General features: G+C 52.7%; 18 protein-coding genes. 12 read left to right on the forward strand and 6 right to left on the reverse strand.

Features of this window, described 5'->3' with window-relative positions; translation table 11 throughout:
• Positions 1-223: 223 nt before the first annotated feature.
• Positions 224-439 carry a 50S ribosomal protein L31 gene (rpmE, locus tag BZG82_RS03755; protein WP_069590826.1) on the reverse strand — a complete coding sequence of 72 codons (216 nt, stop codon included), beginning with the start codon at positions 437-439 and terminating at the stop codon, positions 224-226.
• 218 nt (positions 440-657) lie between these two features.
• Here rpmE and priA point away from each other — a divergent pair, with 218 nt between their 5' ends.
• The 7 genes from priA to rraA all read left to right on the forward strand — a co-directional run bounded on the left by priA (position 658) and on the right by rraA (position 8,398).
• Positions 658-2,856 carry a primosomal protein N' gene (gene priA, locus BZG82_RS03760; RefSeq protein ID WP_077765192.1) on the forward strand — a complete coding sequence of 733 codons (2,199 nt, stop codon included), beginning with the start codon at positions 658-660 and terminating at the stop codon, positions 2,854-2,856.
• A 146-nt stretch (positions 2,857-3,002) separates the two neighbouring features.
• On the forward strand, positions 3,003-4,040 hold the full coding sequence (gene cytR, locus BZG82_RS03765) for a DNA-binding transcriptional regulator CytR (protein WP_256369730.1): 1,038 nt from the start codon (positions 3,003-3,005) through the stop codon (positions 4,038-4,040).
• A 71-nt stretch (positions 4,041-4,111) separates the two neighbouring features.
• Entirely contained in the window at positions 4,112-4,663 is a 552-nt protein-coding gene (locus BZG82_RS03770) for an SPOR domain-containing protein (protein WP_077662609.1), read from the forward strand.
• Between the two features lie 167 nt (positions 4,664-4,830).
• On the forward strand, positions 4,831-5,358 hold the full coding sequence (gene hslV / locus BZG82_RS03775) for an ATP-dependent protease subunit HslV (protein WP_069590834.1): 528 nt from the start codon (positions 4,831-4,833) through the stop codon (positions 5,356-5,358).
• Positions 5,359-5,369: 11 nt separating this feature from the next.
• Positions 5,370-6,701 carry an HslU--HslV peptidase ATPase subunit gene (gene hslU, locus BZG82_RS03780; protein WP_077479517.1) on the forward strand — a complete coding sequence of 444 codons (1,332 nt, stop codon included), beginning with the start codon at positions 5,370-5,372 and terminating at the stop codon, positions 6,699-6,701.
• A gap of 153 nt (positions 6,702-6,854) precedes the next feature.
• Positions 6,855-7,760, forward strand: coding sequence for a 1,4-dihydroxy-2-naphthoate polyprenyltransferase (locus BZG82_RS03785; protein ID WP_077479518.1), 906 nt, complete (start codon positions 6,855-6,857; stop codon positions 7,758-7,760).
• A gap of 119 nt (positions 7,761-7,879) precedes the next feature.
• Positions 7,880-8,398 carry a ribonuclease E activity regulator RraA gene (rraA, locus tag BZG82_RS03790; protein ID WP_077765193.1) on the forward strand — a complete coding sequence of 173 codons (519 nt, stop codon included), beginning with the start codon at positions 7,880-7,882 and terminating at the stop codon, positions 8,396-8,398.
• 51 nt (positions 8,399-8,449) lie between these two features.
• Here the strand turns inward: rraA and zapB are convergent, their stop codons facing one another.
• Positions 8,450-8,692, reverse strand: a complete 243-nt coding sequence (gene zapB / locus BZG82_RS03795; protein ID WP_077765194.1) for a cell division protein ZapB — start codon at positions 8,690-8,692, stop codon at positions 8,450-8,452.
• Positions 8,693-8,994: 302 nt separating this feature from the next.
• Here zapB and glpX point away from each other — a divergent pair, with 302 nt between their 5' ends.
• The 4 genes from glpX (at position 8,995) to BZG82_RS03815 (ending at position 12,085) form a co-directional block, all read left to right on the forward strand.
• The gene (glpX, locus tag BZG82_RS03800) at positions 8,995-10,002 is read left to right on the forward strand and encodes a class II fructose-bisphosphatase (protein ID WP_077479520.1); all 1,008 of its coding nucleotides are present in this window, start codon (positions 8,995-8,997) and stop codon (positions 10,000-10,002) included.
• 129 nt (positions 10,003-10,131) lie between these two features.
• Positions 10,132-10,752 (forward strand): helix-turn-helix transcriptional regulator, encoded by a 621-nt coding sequence (locus BZG82_RS03805; protein ID WP_077455151.1) that lies wholly within the window; start codon positions 10,132-10,134, stop codon positions 10,750-10,752.
• A 9-nt stretch (positions 10,753-10,761) separates the two neighbouring features.
• Positions 10,762-11,505, forward strand: coding sequence for a ferredoxin--NADP reductase (locus BZG82_RS03810; RefSeq protein ID WP_069590846.1), 744 nt, complete (start codon positions 10,762-10,764; stop codon positions 11,503-11,505).
• Positions 11,506-11,743: 238 nt separating this feature from the next.
• Positions 11,744-12,085 (forward strand): DUF3135 domain-containing protein, encoded by a 342-nt coding sequence (locus BZG82_RS03815; protein WP_077455092.1) that lies wholly within the window; start codon positions 11,744-11,746, stop codon positions 12,083-12,085.
• Positions 12,086-12,136: 51 nt separating this feature from the next.
• Here BZG82_RS03815 and BZG82_RS03820 read toward each other — a convergent pair whose 3' ends face one another.
• Positions 12,137-12,496, reverse strand: a complete 360-nt coding sequence (locus BZG82_RS03820) for a 5-carboxymethyl-2-hydroxymuconate Delta-isomerase (RefSeq protein ID WP_069590851.1) — start codon at positions 12,494-12,496, stop codon at positions 12,137-12,139.
• Between the two features lie 260 nt (positions 12,497-12,756).
• Between BZG82_RS03820 and tpiA the strand changes: the two genes are divergently transcribed.
• Positions 12,757-13,524 (forward strand): triose-phosphate isomerase, encoded by a 768-nt coding sequence (gene tpiA / locus BZG82_RS03825; RefSeq protein WP_077479522.1) that lies wholly within the window; start codon positions 12,757-12,759, stop codon positions 13,522-13,524.
• A 50-nt stretch (positions 13,525-13,574) separates the two neighbouring features.
• On the opposite strand, the gene BZG82_RS03830 is transcribed toward tpiA, so the two are convergent.
• From BZG82_RS03830 to BZG82_RS03840, 3 genes are all read right to left on the reverse strand, one after another.
• Entirely contained in the window at positions 13,575-14,039 is a 465-nt protein-coding gene (locus tag BZG82_RS03830) for a tRNA (cytidine(34)-2'-O)-methyltransferase (RefSeq protein WP_077765195.1), read from the reverse strand.
• Positions 14,040-14,102: 63 nt separating this feature from the next.
• Positions 14,103-15,503, reverse strand: coding sequence for an envelope stress sensor histidine kinase CpxA (gene cpxA / locus BZG82_RS03835; RefSeq protein ID WP_077765196.1), 1,401 nt, complete (start codon positions 15,501-15,503; stop codon positions 14,103-14,105).
• Positions 15,491-16,186, reverse strand: coding sequence for a response regulator (locus BZG82_RS03840; protein ID WP_077765197.1), 696 nt, complete (start codon positions 16,184-16,186; stop codon positions 15,491-15,493). The genes cpxA and BZG82_RS03840 overlap by 13 nt, the downstream gene beginning before the upstream one ends.
• Positions 16,187-16,262: the final 76 nt, after the last annotated feature.

Below are 16,262 nucleotides of genomic sequence, written 5' to 3' on the forward strand. Positions count from 1 at the left end.
ATGCACCAATATCAGCTGGGAAGGCTGCTGATATCAGCAACGCTATACTCAAACCACAGGGTAGATTCGAGCAAGATAGAAGATGTTAACGCAGTGGCTAAACGTCCACCAGTCCAAAACGGCCCCGAACGTTAACCTCCGACCTCTCGACGTTAAAAAGGTGACGACGGGATCAAAAAAGGGGCGCTTTCGCACCCCTTTTTCGCATTCGGCTATTAGCGGCTTATTTTTTGCTGCTAAGGGCACCGAAACGCTTCTTAAAGCGGTCAACACGGCCACCGGTGTCAACGATACGTTGCTTACCAGTGTAGAATGGGTGACATTTGTCACACACGTCTAGGTTGATGTCTTTACCAAGAGTGGTGTTGAACGCGAATTCGTTACCGCAAGAACACTTAGCAGTGACAGCTTTGTACTCTGGATGGATACCAGCTTTCATAGGGATAACCTCATAGTGAAGGCCGTGTCGCTCTCCCGATCCTAAGCCGGGCACCACACGTCGTTAACAAACATTTTCTAAGGCGCGCAATTCTAATCAAGCGACCTCGATTTCGCAACTTTTTTGTGCAGTCGCCCATCACCTCGTATCCAACAACAAGGCTTTGCCTACCTGGGTCAAGCCGTTACACTGAGCGTCTTGTTAGCCGATAAGATGTTGTGATGGAACAGTTTGCACAAGTGGCCTTACCGGTCCCGCTGGCGAAAACTTTTGATTACCGGATCACCGAACACGTCCCTGTGGTGGGAGCACGTGTGAAGGTGCCTTTTGGTCGCCAGCATAAGGTCGGCATTGTCACTGCCATCACCACCACACCTAGTGTTGCCGCCCATCAAGTCAAGGCGATCACTGAGGTATTGGATGACGCGCCACTTTGGACTCCTGCCGTCTATCATCTGTTGCAGTGGGCAAGTCGCTTTTATCATCATCCACTTGGCGATGCGATGGGCGCCGTGATGCCGACGCTACTGCGTAAAGGTCGACCCGCAGCGCTCAAGCAGCAAAAATGGTGGCAATTGACCGAAGCCGGACAGAATCAACCGGTGACCGGGCTTACCCGCGCGCCAAAGCAAGCGCGTGTGTTAACCCTGCTCACTCACGGCCCTACCCCGCATGCCGACCTCGTGGAGCAAGACATTACCCCCGCTGTGATTAATACCTTGGTGGACAAAGGCTGGATCGCGCCTTACACCCCACCGCTTGAAGGCAAAGCTTGGGCACGACATTTTGCCATCAGTGAAGACAAGCCCTCACTGAACCATGAACAAGCCATGGCCGTTGCCACCATCAACGCCAGCGATGGCTTTGCCTGTGTGCTTTTGGAAGGTATTACCGGCTCGGGCAAAACCGAAGTGTATTTAAACGTCTTAGAGCCGGTATTATCTCGTGGCGAGCAGGCGTTAATATTGGTGCCCGAAATTGGCCTCACCCCGCAGACCATCCGCCGATTCGAACGCCGCTTTAACGTCCCGGTTACCGTAATGCATTCGGGGCTTAATGATACCGAGAGACTGAACGCGTGGCTGGCGGCTCGCGACAATCAAGCTGCAATTGTGATTGGAACACGATCAGCACTTTTCACCCCGATGGCGAAGCTTGGCATCATCATTATTGATGAAGAGCACGACCCCTCATATAAGCAGCAAGACAGCTTTCGCTACCATGCACGCGATCTGGCGGTAATGCGCGGTCATGAAGAAAAGATACCTGTGGTGCTCGGTTCGGCAACACCGTCATTGGAAACGCTACACAATGCACAAACGGGAAAATACCAATACTTACGCTTAACCCAACGTCCGGGCAATGCAGTCACCGCCCGTCAAGGGGTGCTCGACATCAAAGGCCACCATCTTGAGGCGGGCTTATCGGCGCCCTTAATTGCCGAAATGCGTCAGCATCTTCAGCAGGGAACTCAGGTGATGTTGTTTTTAAACCGCCGTGGTTATGCGCCTGCAATGATGTGTCACGAATGTGGCTGGCTCGCCAGTTGTCAACGCTGTGATGCCTACTACACCCTCCACCAACAACATCAAGAGTTACGCTGCCACCATTGCGGGCATCAAAAACGCGTGCCGCCCCAATGTGGGGATTGTGGTTCGACACAGCTGATCAGTGTGGGCGTGGGGACCGAGCAACTCGAAGCCCAGCTGGGCGAACTGTTTCCCGACTACAATACGGTCCGTATCGATCGCGACAATACCCGACGCAAAGGCAGCTTAGAGAGCTATCTCGCTGGCATCGAAAAAGGTGAGTACCAAATCTTACTCGGCACCCAAATGCTTGCGAAGGGTCACCACTTTCCCAATGTCACCTTAGTGGCGCTTGTCGATGTAGATGGCGCCTTGTTCAGTAATGACTTCCGTGCCCCAGAGCGTCTCGCCCAACTGATGGTACAAGTCGCGGGACGAGCTGGCCGCGCCAGCAAACCCGGTACGGTGATTTTGCAAACCCACCACCCTGAGCACAGTCTCATTCAAGCGCTGATCCACAAGGGTTATCAGGCGTTTGCTGACTCTGCATTGGCAGAACGTCGCCAAGCGTGGCTGCCCCCTTACACCTTTTTAAGCCTGTTTCGTGCCGAAGGGCATGAGGACAACAGCGTGCAGCAATTTTTACAGCAAGTCCGACAAACCTTGGCCGCCTCACCCATTCAACATGATGAGGTACACATTATGGGGCCGATGCCTGCGCCGATGGCGCGACGCGCAGGGCGTTATCGCTGGCAACTGCTGATCCAAGCACCGTCACGAAAAGTGATGCAACAATGGCTCACCGTTGCCTTGCCCGTCATCCAACAATTGCCCTTGTCACGCAAAGTTAGATGGTCATTAGATGTTGAGCCGCAAGACCTTTCTTAACATTCCCTTGCATTAAAGCGACGTAGATCACGATTTCTTTGCAATAAGTGTTAGCTTGTTCGTATTTATATGGGCCAAGCCTAGGTAGAATACCTTCGCAAATTGACGCATCCTAGACAGGTCAGAGGAGTGAATAACTTACTGATCTGACTAACTCAGACAACAAGAGGACTGTCATTATGGCGACAATGAAGGACGTTGCCCACATTGCCGGTGTATCTACTGCCACGGTCTCGCGCGCACTGATGAACCCTGAAAAGGTGTCAGCATCCACGCGTAAGAAGGTCGAACAGGCTGTGGTTGAAGCTGGTTACTCCCCCAATTCACTCGCGCGCAATCTTCGCCGCAATGAGTCTAAGACCATTGTCGCGATCATTCCGGATATCTGCGATCCCTACTTTAGTGAGATCATTCGCGGTATCGAAGAAGCGGCGATGGAACACGGCTACTTGGTGTTGCTTGGCGACAGCGCCCAGCAGCAAAACCGTGAAAACTCCTTTGTGAATTTAGTCTTTACCAAGCAAGCCGACGGCATGCTGCTCTTGGGCACGGATGTCCCATTTGATGTCAGCAAGCCAGAGCAAAAGAATCTTCCCCCTTTGGTGATGGCCTGTGAATATGCGCCAGAGCTCGAGTTGCCCACCGTGCATATCGATAACCTCACCGCGGCATTCGAGGCAGTCAACTACCTCACCCAAGTGGGGCATACCCGTATTGCCAACATTACCGGTGCAACTCATACGGCACTGACACAGTTCCGCACCCAAGGCTACCAGCAAGCACTGCGCCGAGCTGGGATCACGGTTAACCCCGCCTACAGTGTGACTGGGGATTTCAGTTTTGCATCTGGAGCTCGCGCCATGACAAGCCTGTTATCCCTGCCTGAACCCCCCACCGCCGTATTCTGTCATTGTGATGTGATGGCAGTGGGTGCCATGCAGCAGGCAAAACGCTTGGGCATGCGTGTACCGCAAGATATTTCTATTGTCGGCTTTGATGACATTCAATTCGCTGAGTACTGCGATCCACCGCTTACCACGGTATCACAGCCTCGCTATGACATTGGTCGTCAAGCAATGCTGATGTTACTCAGTATCTTACGCGGACGAGATGTGAACGCCGGCTCTCGCTTACTGGATGCCAAATTAGTGATCCGTGAGAGTGTCGCGCCACCGTCTCGATAGTAAGACTAGTCAGCACGGGTTGAAGCCAGTAACATGAGCGCTTTACTGGCTTCTTGATTCGATTATTTGCTGTGGCAACTCGTGATTACGTCAAACGTGGCAAAGCGCCACGCAAAAAAAACTCCCGTCGCCAACCACCGGCTCGTAAAGGTTTCCCACTCAAATGGGCACTGCTTGCGATCGCGCTCGTGGGCGCGTTTGGCTATGGTTTATACCTTTTGAGCCAAACCGATACACCGGCGCCTGCGCATCCTCAGCAACCCACTGCGCCGGCGAAGCCGCAACCGAAGAGCACCTTGCCTGAAAAGCCCAAAGAAAAATGGAGCTACATCGAAGAGCTGGAAAGCAAAAAGGTGGAGGTTGAAGCGAAAGAGATTCCCCAATCAACCCGTCCGTATCTGATGCAATGTGGCGCGTACCGCAGTCGCGAACAAGCCAGTGAGCGTAAAGCGATGATTGCGTTTCAAGGTCTTGAAAGCCAAATCAAGGTCAGCCAAGGCGAAAAAGGCGCGTGGTACCGTGTGGTGCTCGGCCCCTACCCGCGTAAACGTCAAGCTGAGCGGGATCGCAACATGCTGCGCCGTGCGGGTATCGAACCCTGCGCCATCTGGTATTGGGAATAATCCGTTTGTCCTGCTCTACCGGTCCGTTTTTTAGTCGGACCGGTAAGGCATCGGTGGTAAGACAGCGCGAGGAAATATTACCACTCCCCTTGAAAACCCTCATCCGCGGCCCAAACTCTTAAGGTAATCACCCATCTGGTGCACCAGAAACAAACAAAGAGGTTCCCGTGACTACAATCGTCTCCGTTCGCCGCGAAGGTAAAGTGGTCATTGCTGGCGATGGCCAAGTCTCCCTTGGTAACACTGTCATGAAAGGCAATGCACGCAAAGTTCGCCGTTTATATAACGGCCAAGTATTAGCTGGTTTTGCTGGCGGTACGGCGGATGCCTTCACCCTATTTGAGCGCTTTGAACGCAAACTCGAATTGCATCAAGGCCATCTCACCAAAGCGGCGGTTGAACTCGCCAAAGAATGGCGCACCGATCGCGCCCTACGCCGGCTCGAAGCCTTGTTGGCGGTGGCGGATGAAACCGCGTCACTGATCATCACTGGTAACGGCGATGTGGTTGAGCCTGAGCGTGATCTCATTGCGATTGGCTCAGGTGGCAACTTTGCCCAAGCCGCCGCCGTCGCCATGCTCGAAAATACAGAGCTAGGCGCCCGAGAAATTGCCGAAAAAGCCCTCGCGATCGCTGGTGACATTTGTGTGTTCACCAACCAGCATCACACCATCGAAGAACTCGAGAGTAAATAACAGGATTTGTCATGTCTGAAATGACTCCACGCGAAATTGTGCATGAGCTTGACCGCCATATTATCGGCCAAGATAAAGCCAAACGTGCGGTGGCGATCGCACTGCGTAACCGCTGGCGCCGTATGCAGCTGCCAGAAGATCTGCGTGCGGAAGTCACGCCGAAAAACATCCTTATGATTGGCCCGACGGGTGTGGGTAAAACCGAGATTGCTCGCCGTCTGGCACGCCTTGCCAATGCGCCTTTCATTAAAGTCGAAGCGACCAAGTTCACCGAAGTCGGTTATGTGGGTAAAGAAGTGGAAACCATTATTCGCGATCTCGCGGATGTGGCGATGAACATGACCCAACAGCAAGCGATGGAGAAAGTGAAATTCCGCGCTGAAGAGCAAGCGGAAGAGCGCATCCTCGACATCTTACTGCCACCCGCCCGTGACGCTTGGGGGCAAAATGAAGCCAGTCAGGAAGACTCTTCTACCCGTCAAAACTTCCGCAAAAAACTGCGTGAAGGCAAACTCGACGATAAAGAAGTGGAAGTCGACGTTGCCGCCCCCCAAATGGGCGTTGAGATTATGTCGCCTCCTGGCATGGAAGAAATGACCAACCAGCTACAAGGCATGTTCCAAAACTTGGCAGGCAACACCACCAAAAAGCGCAAGATGAAAATCAAAGACGCGATGAAGGTGTTGACCGAAGAGGAAGCGGCCAAGCTGGTCAATCATGATGACATCAAAGAGCAAGCCATTCATGCGGTGGAAAACAATGGCATCGTCTTTATTGATGAAATCGATAAGATTTGTAAATCCGGTAACACCAGCGGCGGTGACGTATCGCGCGAAGGGGTGCAACGTGATCTATTGCCGTTAGTGGAAGGCAGTACGGTCTCGACCAAACACGGCATGATCAAAACTGATCATATCCTGTTTATCGCTTCAGGCGCATTCCAAGTGTCACGTCCGTCTGATCTGATCCCAGAGCTGCAAGGCCGTCTGCCCATCCGTGTTGAGCTTGAAGCCCTATCAACTCATGACTTCAAGCGTATCCTCACCGAGCCAAACGCCTCGCTCACCCAGCAATATACCGCCTTGCTGAAAACCGAAGAGATTGATCTGGCGTTTGAAGAAAGTGGTATCGATGAGCTCGCCTCTGCCGCTTGGCGCGTGAACGAGAAAACCGAAAACATCGGTGCTCGTCGTCTGCATACACTGATGGAGCGTTTGATGGAAGACGTCTCGTACGAAGCCAGCGAGCGCGCCGGTCAAAGCGTGACAGTGGATGCCGAGTACGTGCGTAGCCACCTTGAAGAGCTGGTGGATGACGAAGATCTCAGCCGCTTTATTCTCTAATCCACACCGATATCAAGGGCAGCAAACGCTGCCCTTTTTTGCATAAAAGTTTGCGCTGACGCAAACGGAAGTCGAATTTCCTCACCCTGCCCGTTGCCCACTTACACGCTTAAGCGATAATGGCGATATTGTCTTTTCGTCGAGAGTGTCTGTATGACTCAATCCACTTTGGCTATTTGGCTTGATGCCGCTCGGCCCAAGACCTTGCCCCTTGCCATTACCTCTATTTTATGTGGCAGCGCGGTCGCCGCTTCACAAGGGCGTCTTTCTTGGTCGATTAGCGCCATGGCCTTGGTCACCGCGTTATTACTGCAGATCTTGTCTAACCTCGCCAATGATTATGGCGATGCGGTGAAAGGGACAGATAACGCCGCGCGCCTGGGCCCGATGCGCGCCATTCAGTCAGGACACGTGAGTGTTGCCACCATGCGGCGTGCACTCATCCTCAACGTACTACTCACGCTCATCAGTGGCGGCAGTTTAATTGCCATTGCCTGCCAACAACCCACTGATATCGTCAGTTTTCTGCTACTCGGTGTCATGGCCATTGTGGCGGCCATTACCTACACCGTGGGCAATAAACCCTATGGCTATCGTGGGCTGGGGGATCTCTCCGTGTTGATGTTTTTCGGTTGGCTGGGTGTCGCTGGGACCTACTATTTACAAGTTGGACACATTGACTCGCTAGTTATCCTCCCCGCCACCGCTTGCGGCTTACTCGCAGTGGGAGTGCTCAACATCAATAATCTACGCGACATTGATAACGATCGCGCCTGTGGCAAACATACGCTTGTGGTGCGGTTAGGCCCACATCGCGGCCGTCAGTATCATGTGATTTTGCTTGCCAGTGCTGTCGTTTGCTATTCGCTGTTTGCCGCGCTCACCTTCCAAGCTTGGCTGGGATGGTTGTTTCTCGCCGGCGTTCCCTTATTGATTCGCCATGGCCGTGAAGTGTATCAAGCCGCAAGCGCCACCGCATTGCGCCCCATGATGGGAAACATGGTACGTTGTGCGCTGGTCACCAATGGCCTTTTTATGACCGGTATGCTGTTGGTGTAATCAGGGCACAGATTGTCCCCTTTTGCATTGCAAAGCCTTATCGGCCCGTTATACTTGGACTAGCCTTGTTGGCAACCGCATGTTGTCAGCCTTTTTCTGCCTCAACAAGAAGTTAGACTATGGAATACAATACCTCGGAACTATGCGACATGTATCTTGACCAAGTGGATGTCGTGGAGCCAATGTTTAGCTCTTACGGGGGCCGCAGTGCGTTTGGTGGCCAGATTACAACCGTTAAATGCTTTGAGGATAATGGCCTTATCCGCGAGCTTGCTGAACAAGACGGTCAGCAACGGATCATGTTGATTGATGGCGGTGGCTCACTGCGCCGTGCGTTGATTGATGGCGAAATTGCACAGCTTGCTGCTGATAACGATTGGGCAGGTATGATTGTGTATGGCTGCGTCCGTGATGTCGATACTATTGATGAGCTTGATATCGGTATTCAAGCACTGGCATCGATTCCGGTCGGCGCGGATGAACAAGGCACAGGGGAAACCGACGTTCCCGTCAACTTTGGCGGTGTGACTTTCCTCCCGGACGATCATGTCTATGCAGATACGACTGGCGTGATCCTCTCACCCGACGCGCTCACCATGGACAGCTTCGACGTTGATGACGAGGAAGACGACGACTAATACGTCGCCTCACGCGGATAGAAAAACAGAGCCAATCGGCTCTGTTTTTGTTTATTCGACGTTCTCAATCTTGCCCAGCAAGCTACGAATACGGTTTTGCCACGCTTCTTGCTCTTCACGCAGTTTGGCGTTTTCTTGCTCGAGGCTTTCACGGCTTTCTTTCACCGAGGCTGCATCACGCTCTAGCGCTTCATTCTTTTCTTTCAGCTCTTCGATTTCCATTTGCAGCAGCGAAATGGTATCCACCGCCATTTGTACTTTTGCTTCGAGTTGTTCTAATACTTCCAATGACATCAAGGCCACCTTATTTCTGACGATTGATCCCGTTACTACTGACATCAGCAGCAACCCGTGCAACGTGATTGTGCACCCCGCTGTTATTGTACCGAGCGCACGCTAGACTGCCACTGTTCTCGCGCCTTGCCAACGCACAAGTGCACAAAAATCCAGCATATTTGGTGTTATTCCTGATCCGCCTGACGTGTATTTCCACACATCCTCTGCTCACAGGCGTACGCAAACGTTTTCTATTTCTGGTAAACTGGCGCGCGCTCACTGGGCTGACCAGTTTTTGTGGCTTTTATCTTGGAGTACTCATGAAACGCGATCTCGCACTGGCTTTCTCTCGTGTCACCGAAGGCGCCGCCCTTGCCGGTTATAAATGGCTAGGCCGTGGCGATAAAAATGCAGCGGATGGTGCAGCCGTTGCCGTGATGCGCACCTTACTGAACCTCACCGAGATTGATGGTGAAATTGTGATTGGCGAGGGCGAAATTGACGACGCGCCGATGCTCTATATCGGCGAACAAGTCGGCTTGGGCGGCGACGCGGTCGATATTGCCGTCGATCCGATTGAAGGCACACGCATGACGGCCATGGGGCAAGCGAATGCCCTGGCGGTACTGGCCGCCGGCGAGAAAGGTAGCTTTTTAAAAGCGCCGGATATGTACATGGAAAAACTGGTAGTGGGACCGGGCGCCAAAGGTGCCATTGATCTGCACAAGCCCCTGCTCGAGAACTTAGAAAATATCGCCATCGCCCTAGGTAAAACCCTAGATACGCTGGTCGTCGCCACCTTGGCAAAGCCTCGTCATGACGCCATCATCGCCACTATGCAGCAACGCGGGATCCGAGTTTTCGCCTTTCCCGATGGCGACGTGGCCGCCTCAATTCTTACCTGCATGCCGGAAAGCGAAGTAGATGTGATGGTCGGCATTGGCGGTGCGCCGGAAGGTGTGGTGTCAGCCGCCGTTATTCGCGCCTTAGGCGGCGACATGCAAGGACGTTTGCTCCCTCGCCACGAAGTCAAAGACGATACCCCAGAAAACCGCGCTTTTGGTGAGCAAGAATTAGCCCGTTGCCAAGAAATGGGGATCCAAGCCCACCAAGTACTGACGTTATCCGACATGGCGAGCAGCGATAACGTTGTCTTTGCCGCCACTGGGATCACCAAAGGGGACTTGCTAGATGGCATTAGTCGCCAAGGCGATCTGGCCACCACAGAAACCCTGGTGGTACGCGGTCAATGTCGTACCATACGCCGCATCCACTCGACCCACTATTTAAGCCGCAAAGACGACGCCATCAAGCATCACATCTTATAACTCAGCGGGCAGCCAATGTGCTGCCCTCACTGGTCAAGTGGATTGATTTCGATTACCCTTTTATAAACACTTTGCTTTATTTAGTTGTGTGCTGCTGGGCAGCGTATTGGGGTAATCACTATCACTACCATCAAGTCTACCGATCGCATTCTCGATACCCTTAAACGAGAAGGCAGTGTCAGCGCAAAAACCCTCGCGCAATCGCTGGGGATGACCACGATGGGCGTGCGCCAACACTTACAGAGCCTTGAGCGAGAAGGGCTGGTTGATTTCGAAGATGTGCGCGCCAAAGTGGGCCGCCCCACCCGCCACTGGTCGCTCACCGCTAGTGGTCATAGCCGTTTTGCAGATAGTCATAACGATCTGTCGATCACCTTGATTGACTCCGTCCAAGACGTGTTTGGCGAGCAAGGCGTCGAAAAAGTGATCGCGCAACGAGAAGCGCGAACCCTTGCGCAATATCAAGATGCACTAAAAGATTGCGATAATTTAGAGGCTAAATTGCAAACCTTGGCGTATCTTAGAGAGAGCGAGGGGTATATGGCCGAGCTCCAACAGGATGGCGCCGACTACATATTGATTGAACATCACTGCCCTATCTGCCACGCAGCCAAAACGTGTCCGGCGCTTTGCCGTTCAGAAATACAATTATTTCAACGCCTTTTAGGTAACGCTTACCGTATCGAGCGCGAAGAGCACATCGTGTCCGGGCAACGTCGCTGTACATATCGAATCGGAGAAAAGACGTGAGGAGGTAATATGGCCACTTGGATCAAGGCTGAAGTTGTGGAGAACCAACATTGGACGAAGGATCTCTTCAGCCTGGTGTTATCCGCCCCTATTGAACCCTTTACCGCCGGCCAGTTTACAAAACTGGGGATGGAGATCGACGGTAAACTCATTCAACGCGCCTACTCGTTTGTTAACCCTCCTCAAAGTAAGTATCACGAAGTCTATGCCACACGTGTCGCCGATGGACTCATGTCGCCGCGACTGCATGCGCTAGAGCCGGGTGAAACCGTGATGATCACTAAAGATCCCGCGGGCTACTTTACCTTGGATGAAGTGCCGCAAGGCCAACACTTGTGGATGCTCGCCACCGGTACCGCCATTGGTCCTTATCTGTCGATTATGGAGCAAGGGGACGTTTGGTCACGGTTTAGAAAGGTTATCTTGGTGCATGCGGTAAGATTCGCGGCGGATCTGACCTATCAAGCGCGCATCAACGCACTGCAAGAAAAATACCCCGATCAGTTAGTCGTCCAACCGTTCGTGAGTCGCGAGCCCACCGCGGGCGCCCTTTCTGGACGGATCACCCATGCGTTGGAAGATGGCTTGCTCGAGCGTGTGGTTGGGCTGCCGCTTCAGCCGGACCATAGTCAAGTGATGCTGTGCGGGAACCCGGCGATGGTCAAAGAAGTGAAGAGCATTTTGGAAGGCAAAGGATTAAGCAAAAACCTACGCCGTAAGCCCGGTAACATTACCACCGAGCACTATTGGTAAGTCGTTGCGCCCCTTTGCTGGGGTGCATACGGTAACCCATTGTATTTTTATAGTTAAAAATAAGCACTAAAAAGCGGTCATTTTTCAGGGGATTGTTTGTGCCACAGTCTGCTTTCCCGTTCAGAGCGCCAAGTGGCTCAGACACCCTGAATTTGATCCCCCCACGCCCCCGACTCATAGTTATTCATACGCCTTGGTAATGCGGTCATCTGACCGACGGCGTACAAAGGAGTAACTTATGAAGACGCTACCTTCTTTTGATGAACTGGCCGCTTTGGCCCAGTCCGATCCAAAAGCTTTAGAAGCTTTGCGCCTCAAGATGAGTGAAGAAGTGATTGCCAATGCCTCACATGCCACGCAACCACAGCTCCACGCCATGCTAAGCCACATCAACCGCGTGATAGAACATGGCAAAAACCCACTGCACGTGAACGTCATGTTATTTCAAGCGCTGTCAAAGCAATACTCACGCTTTGCCACCGCCTTTGAATCACCCGAATCGCTACGTAGCCACAACGCTGAGATCATGGACTTTCGCGTCGGCCAAGCCGCACGACAAAGCGCACGCGCTGGCGAATAACGTCCAAACCGGCTCGGGTGGAGCATCCACCCGTTACCGCTTTATCATCGGTCAAACCACCGCTGACGCGACCCGCTTGCTGTAGCTTTTGGTTTCCATATCACGAATTTCAACCGTCAAACTGCTCACGTGACTAGCATGGCGGGATAACACGTCAACCAGCGCTTGGCTAATGGCTTGCTTTTGCGCCACAGTTCGCCCATCGAGCAAACGAAATTCGACATGAATAAAATCACCACGGTCGGCTTGTTCTCCAACCCGCCATACGCCGCAAGGCACGGCTCGCGACTTTAGCGCCGCCGGCTCAAACACCTCACTGGCGATGGCAGCTTGATGTAAGGCCTCCACCACCTGATCGATGTTCACTCGTTCAGAAACCGATTCTGTGTATTCCATGATTAAATGCGGCATCACACACTCCTTGTTATTGAGAAAGGCTATGGTGCCGGATTTTTCACCACCACTCTAGCGAGACCATCACAGTTCACTGGCCAGACGTGCCACAAAATGATGAAAATTTACTACTTAGCGGTTCACTTTTGCCAATAAAACGCGTAAAAACGAAGGCATTCTCGCCATTCTATGATTTTAAACAGAGAAGGCCGCGCTACAATAGACTACCTTCTTTACATCTTTTGACTTCAAATCAACTAAACCGCGGAGGAATTCCTATGCGCCGTCCATTGGTAATGGGTAACTGGAAACTCAATGGCAGCAAAGCCATGGTCACTGAACTGCTTAACGGCCTGAACGCTGAACTTAAAGGCGTGGAAGGTGTGGACGTTGCTGTTGCGCCACCGGTCATGTATTTGGCTCAAGCCGAACAACTGCTGGCGGATAGCGCCATTAAGCTTGGTGCGCAAAACGTAGACACACACAACAGCGGCGCATTCACCGGTGATATTTCTGCAGAGATGCTGAAAGACTTTGGTGCCACCCATATTATTATCGGCCACTCAGAGCGTCGTGAATATCACCAAGAATCTGACGAATTTGTCGCGCAGAAATTCGCTTTCTTGAAAGAAAATGGCCTCACGCCAGTACTTTGTATCGGTGAGTCCGAAGCGCAAAACGAAGCGGGCGAAACCCTTGCTGTCTGTGCACGTCAGCTTGACGCAGTGATCCAATCACAAGGTGTTGAAGCGCTGAACGGTGCGATCATTGCCTATGAACCTATTTGGGCGATCGGTACTGGTAAAGCTGCGACTGCGGAACAGGCTCAAGAAATCCACGCGGCCATTCGTAAGCACATTGCGTCTTACAGCGAAGACGTCGCAAGCAAGGTTGTGATTCAGTACGGCGGTTCAGTAAAAGCAGGAAATGCTGCAGAGCTATTCGCGATGCCGGATATCGACGGCGCGCTAGTTGGCGGTGCCGCGCTTGACGCAGCGGGCTTTGCCGCTATCGCTAAAGCAGCGGCTGAAGCGAAAAAAGCGTAAGCGACTGACGCTAAACGTCTAACAAAACGTCCCCAATCTGGGGACGTTTTTTATTGTGCGCCGGTAAAACCTAATTGCCGCCACGCTTCATAGCCAATAATGGCCACGGCATTAGACAGATTAAGGCTACGTGCCTCTGGCTGCATAGGTATGCGTAAACGCTGCGCATCGGGTAATGCTTGGATCAACGCATCAGGCAAGCCGCGCGTTTCTGGCCCAAACAACAACACATCACCTTCCGCAAACGTCGCCTCCGTATGAAACTGGGTGGCTTTGGTGGTACACGCAAAGATCCGACGACCCGCCATCGCGTTTGCAAACGCCGCATAGTCTTTATGACGTGTCACTCGGGCAAGATCGTGATAATCCAGTCCCGCACGACGGACTTTCTTTTCTTCTAGATCAAAGCCAAGCGGCTCAATCAAATGCAAGTTCGCACCACAGTTGGCACAAAGACGAATGATATTCCCCGTATTAGGGGCAATTTCAGGCTCGTAAAGCGCTATATCAAACATGAGAGTTCATTACCAAAGTAAGCAAGGCAGGTATTGTCGCAACCGCTGGTAGATTGCGCAATATTAACCACTCGGCCATTGCAAGCGCACCACGAGTCCACCTTGTGGATGGTTCGCGGCACTGACTTGGCCACCATGCTGCTGTACGGCTTGTGCGGTAATCGCCAGCCCAAGCCCAGTACCACCCGATTGACGGTCTCGCGCGGCAGACACGCGATAAAAGGGGCGGAAAATATCAGTCAGCATGGTCTCAGGGACGCCGGGGCCATCGTCCTGAATCTCAATATTTAACCCCGCTTGCTCGCTCGTGACCGATAGGCAGACATGTTTATTGGCGTAGCGAATCGCATTACGCAGCACATTGTCGAGCGCACTGCGGGCTAAGCGCACATTGACGGTTAATGCGACATCAGGAAAGGGAGTCGCCTCGATCTGTTTACCTTGCTGCCCCGCTTCAAATTGGGCATCGTCAACGACCGATTGCCAGAGTACTTGAGCACTGATGGATTCGCGTTCAAGCTGTCCTTGCGATTGCAGTCGTGACAAGGTGAGTAGCTCGCTGATCAAGGCTTCCAATTGGCTCGCTTCCCGTTCAATCCGCGCTAACACTTCGCTATCGCCCAATTCACGCGCGGCCAAGGCGCGTGCCATTTGTAATCGGGTCAAGGGTGAGCGCAACTCATGGGAAATATCTGACACCAGTTGTTGCTGCCCAGTCACCATCTGATTGAGCGCGGTCACCATTTGGTTAAAGCCTCGACCTGCGTCGCGAAACTCTTTGGGGCCTTGCTCAAGGGTAGAATCAATCACCAACTGCCCCTTGGCGACCCGCTGACTCGCGGTTTGAAACCGACGCGCGGGACGCGTCAAGGTATATGCCAACCAGAGCAACAAAGGGGTACTGACCAACATGGTCACCACTAATAAGTGCTGCGGTTTTTCCAAAATTTTAAGCACAAACGGCAGCTTGGGTTGCCAACGCCGAGCATGATAAAAGGTTCCGGCTTCACGCGCGGTAGTGACGGGGAAAGGGCCGGCTAACATATTGCGGTGATAAAGGCGCTGCATCGGCGCATCAGTATCGGTGGTTTGCGATATAAAATGGCGTAATTCGCGTGGCAAAGATCCTAATGTCGCGCTATCAGGCACCCAATACAACTTATAGGGCGTGCGACGATGACCGCGATGTTGATTCTGACGCGCAACCATCACCGCAATTGGAATCTCACGCTGTTGTGAGATTGCTACCAATTGGTCCAGTTGGGCCTGGATACGGGCTTTTTCCGGCGAGGGAATGGTATGCAGGCTACGCGGATCCTCTCGCTGTGCCCAAATAACCGCCGCCAACACCGCCAGCAGCGTCAACCAGAAAATGATAAAAACCCGACCGTATAAACTTCCGAGAAAGGGCACCCGAGACCAGCGCTCGGCGAGCTGGCGACGCCAGAGACCTAGTCGACCCATAGATAGCCTTTACCCCTTAGAGTTTTAATCCTAGGTTTGCCATCAAGGCGCTCTGGCAGCTTCTTACGCAAATTGGAAATATGCACATCGACTGCACGGTCAAAGGGCATTAGTCGCTTTCCTAGCACCTGCTCACTTAACAAGGCTTTACTTACCACTTCACCGGGGTGATGAAGCAAACAGGCCAACATTTCGGTTTCCATACCGGTCAACGCCACGGGTTTATCTTGGCACACCGTCTCTAATCGACGCGGATACACTCGCACATCATGATGGACCAGTACCGGCTCATCTTCAGGCGGTGCCGACTCTGCGCTTACGACCTGCGTTCGGCGCAAAATGGCCCGCATTCGCGCCAAAAGTTCGCGATCGCTAAAGGGTTTGGCCAAATAGTCATCCGCCCCTAGCTCGAGCCCCATCACTCGGTCTACTTCTTCTCCCCGCGCCGTGAGCATCAAGATCGCGACGTTGGATGTGGCGCGCAGCTGACGCAAGGTTTCCATGCCGTTCAAAACCGGCATCATCACATCAAGCAGAATAATGTCAGGGGGCGAGGCACTCGCCATCTCAAGGCCAGCTTGGCCATTATCCGCACAACGCACCGAAAATCCCTCCAGTGAGAGCAGCTCACTGAGTAAATCCGTTAGTGCGGTATCATCATCGATGATCAAAACCTCTTGCATGGCAATCAGACTCTCTGCCCATTATCAATTAGCTGTAGTTCTATCATAGCTACGCCCGCGGGTGAGTGACTTTACC

The organism is Salinivibrio sp. PR5 (assembly GCF_001996085.1).
Lineage (GTDB): Bacteria > Pseudomonadota > Gammaproteobacteria > Enterobacterales > Vibrionaceae > Salinivibrio > Salinivibrio proteolyticus.

Excerpts from the sequence above, each read along its gene's own strand:
- rpmE (WP_069590826.1), bottom strand. The coding sequence starts at position 439 with ATGAAAGCTGGTATCCATCCAGAGTACAAAGCTGTCACTGCTAAGTGT.
- hslU (WP_077479517.1), top strand. The coding sequence starts at position 5,370 with ATGTCTGAAATGACTCCACGCGAAATTGTGCATGAGCTTGACCGCCAT.
- BZG82_RS03785 (WP_077479518.1), top strand. The coding sequence starts at position 6,855 with ATGACTCAATCCACTTTGGCTATTTGGCTTGATGCCGCTCGGCCCAAG.
- rraA (WP_077765193.1), top strand. The coding sequence starts at position 7,880 with ATGGAATACAATACCTCGGAACTATGCGACATGTATCTTGACCAAGTG.
- zapB (WP_077765194.1), bottom strand. The coding sequence starts at position 8,692 with ATGTCATTGGAAGTATTAGAACAACTCGAAGCAAAAGTACAAATGGCG.
- glpX (WP_077479520.1), top strand. The coding sequence starts at position 8,995 with ATGAAACGCGATCTCGCACTGGCTTTCTCTCGTGTCACCGAAGGCGCC.
- BZG82_RS03810 (WP_069590846.1), top strand. The coding sequence starts at position 10,762 with ATGGCCACTTGGATCAAGGCTGAAGTTGTGGAGAACCAACATTGGACG.
- BZG82_RS03815 (WP_077455092.1), top strand. The coding sequence starts at position 11,744 with ATGAAGACGCTACCTTCTTTTGATGAACTGGCCGCTTTGGCCCAGTCC.
- BZG82_RS03820 (WP_069590851.1), bottom strand. The coding sequence starts at position 12,496 with ATGCCGCATTTAATCATGGAATACACAGAATCGGTTTCTGAACGAGTG.
- tpiA (WP_077479522.1), top strand. The coding sequence starts at position 12,757 with ATGCGCCGTCCATTGGTAATGGGTAACTGGAAACTCAATGGCAGCAAA.
- BZG82_RS03830 (WP_077765195.1), bottom strand. The coding sequence starts at position 14,039 with ATGTTTGATATAGCGCTTTACGAGCCTGAAATTGCCCCTAATACGGGG.
- cpxA (WP_077765196.1), bottom strand. The coding sequence starts at position 15,503 with ATGGGTCGACTAGGTCTCTGGCGTCGCCAGCTCGCCGAGCGCTGGTCT.
- BZG82_RS03840 (WP_077765197.1), bottom strand. The coding sequence starts at position 16,186 with ATGCAAGAGGTTTTGATCATCGATGATGATACCGCACTAACGGATTTA.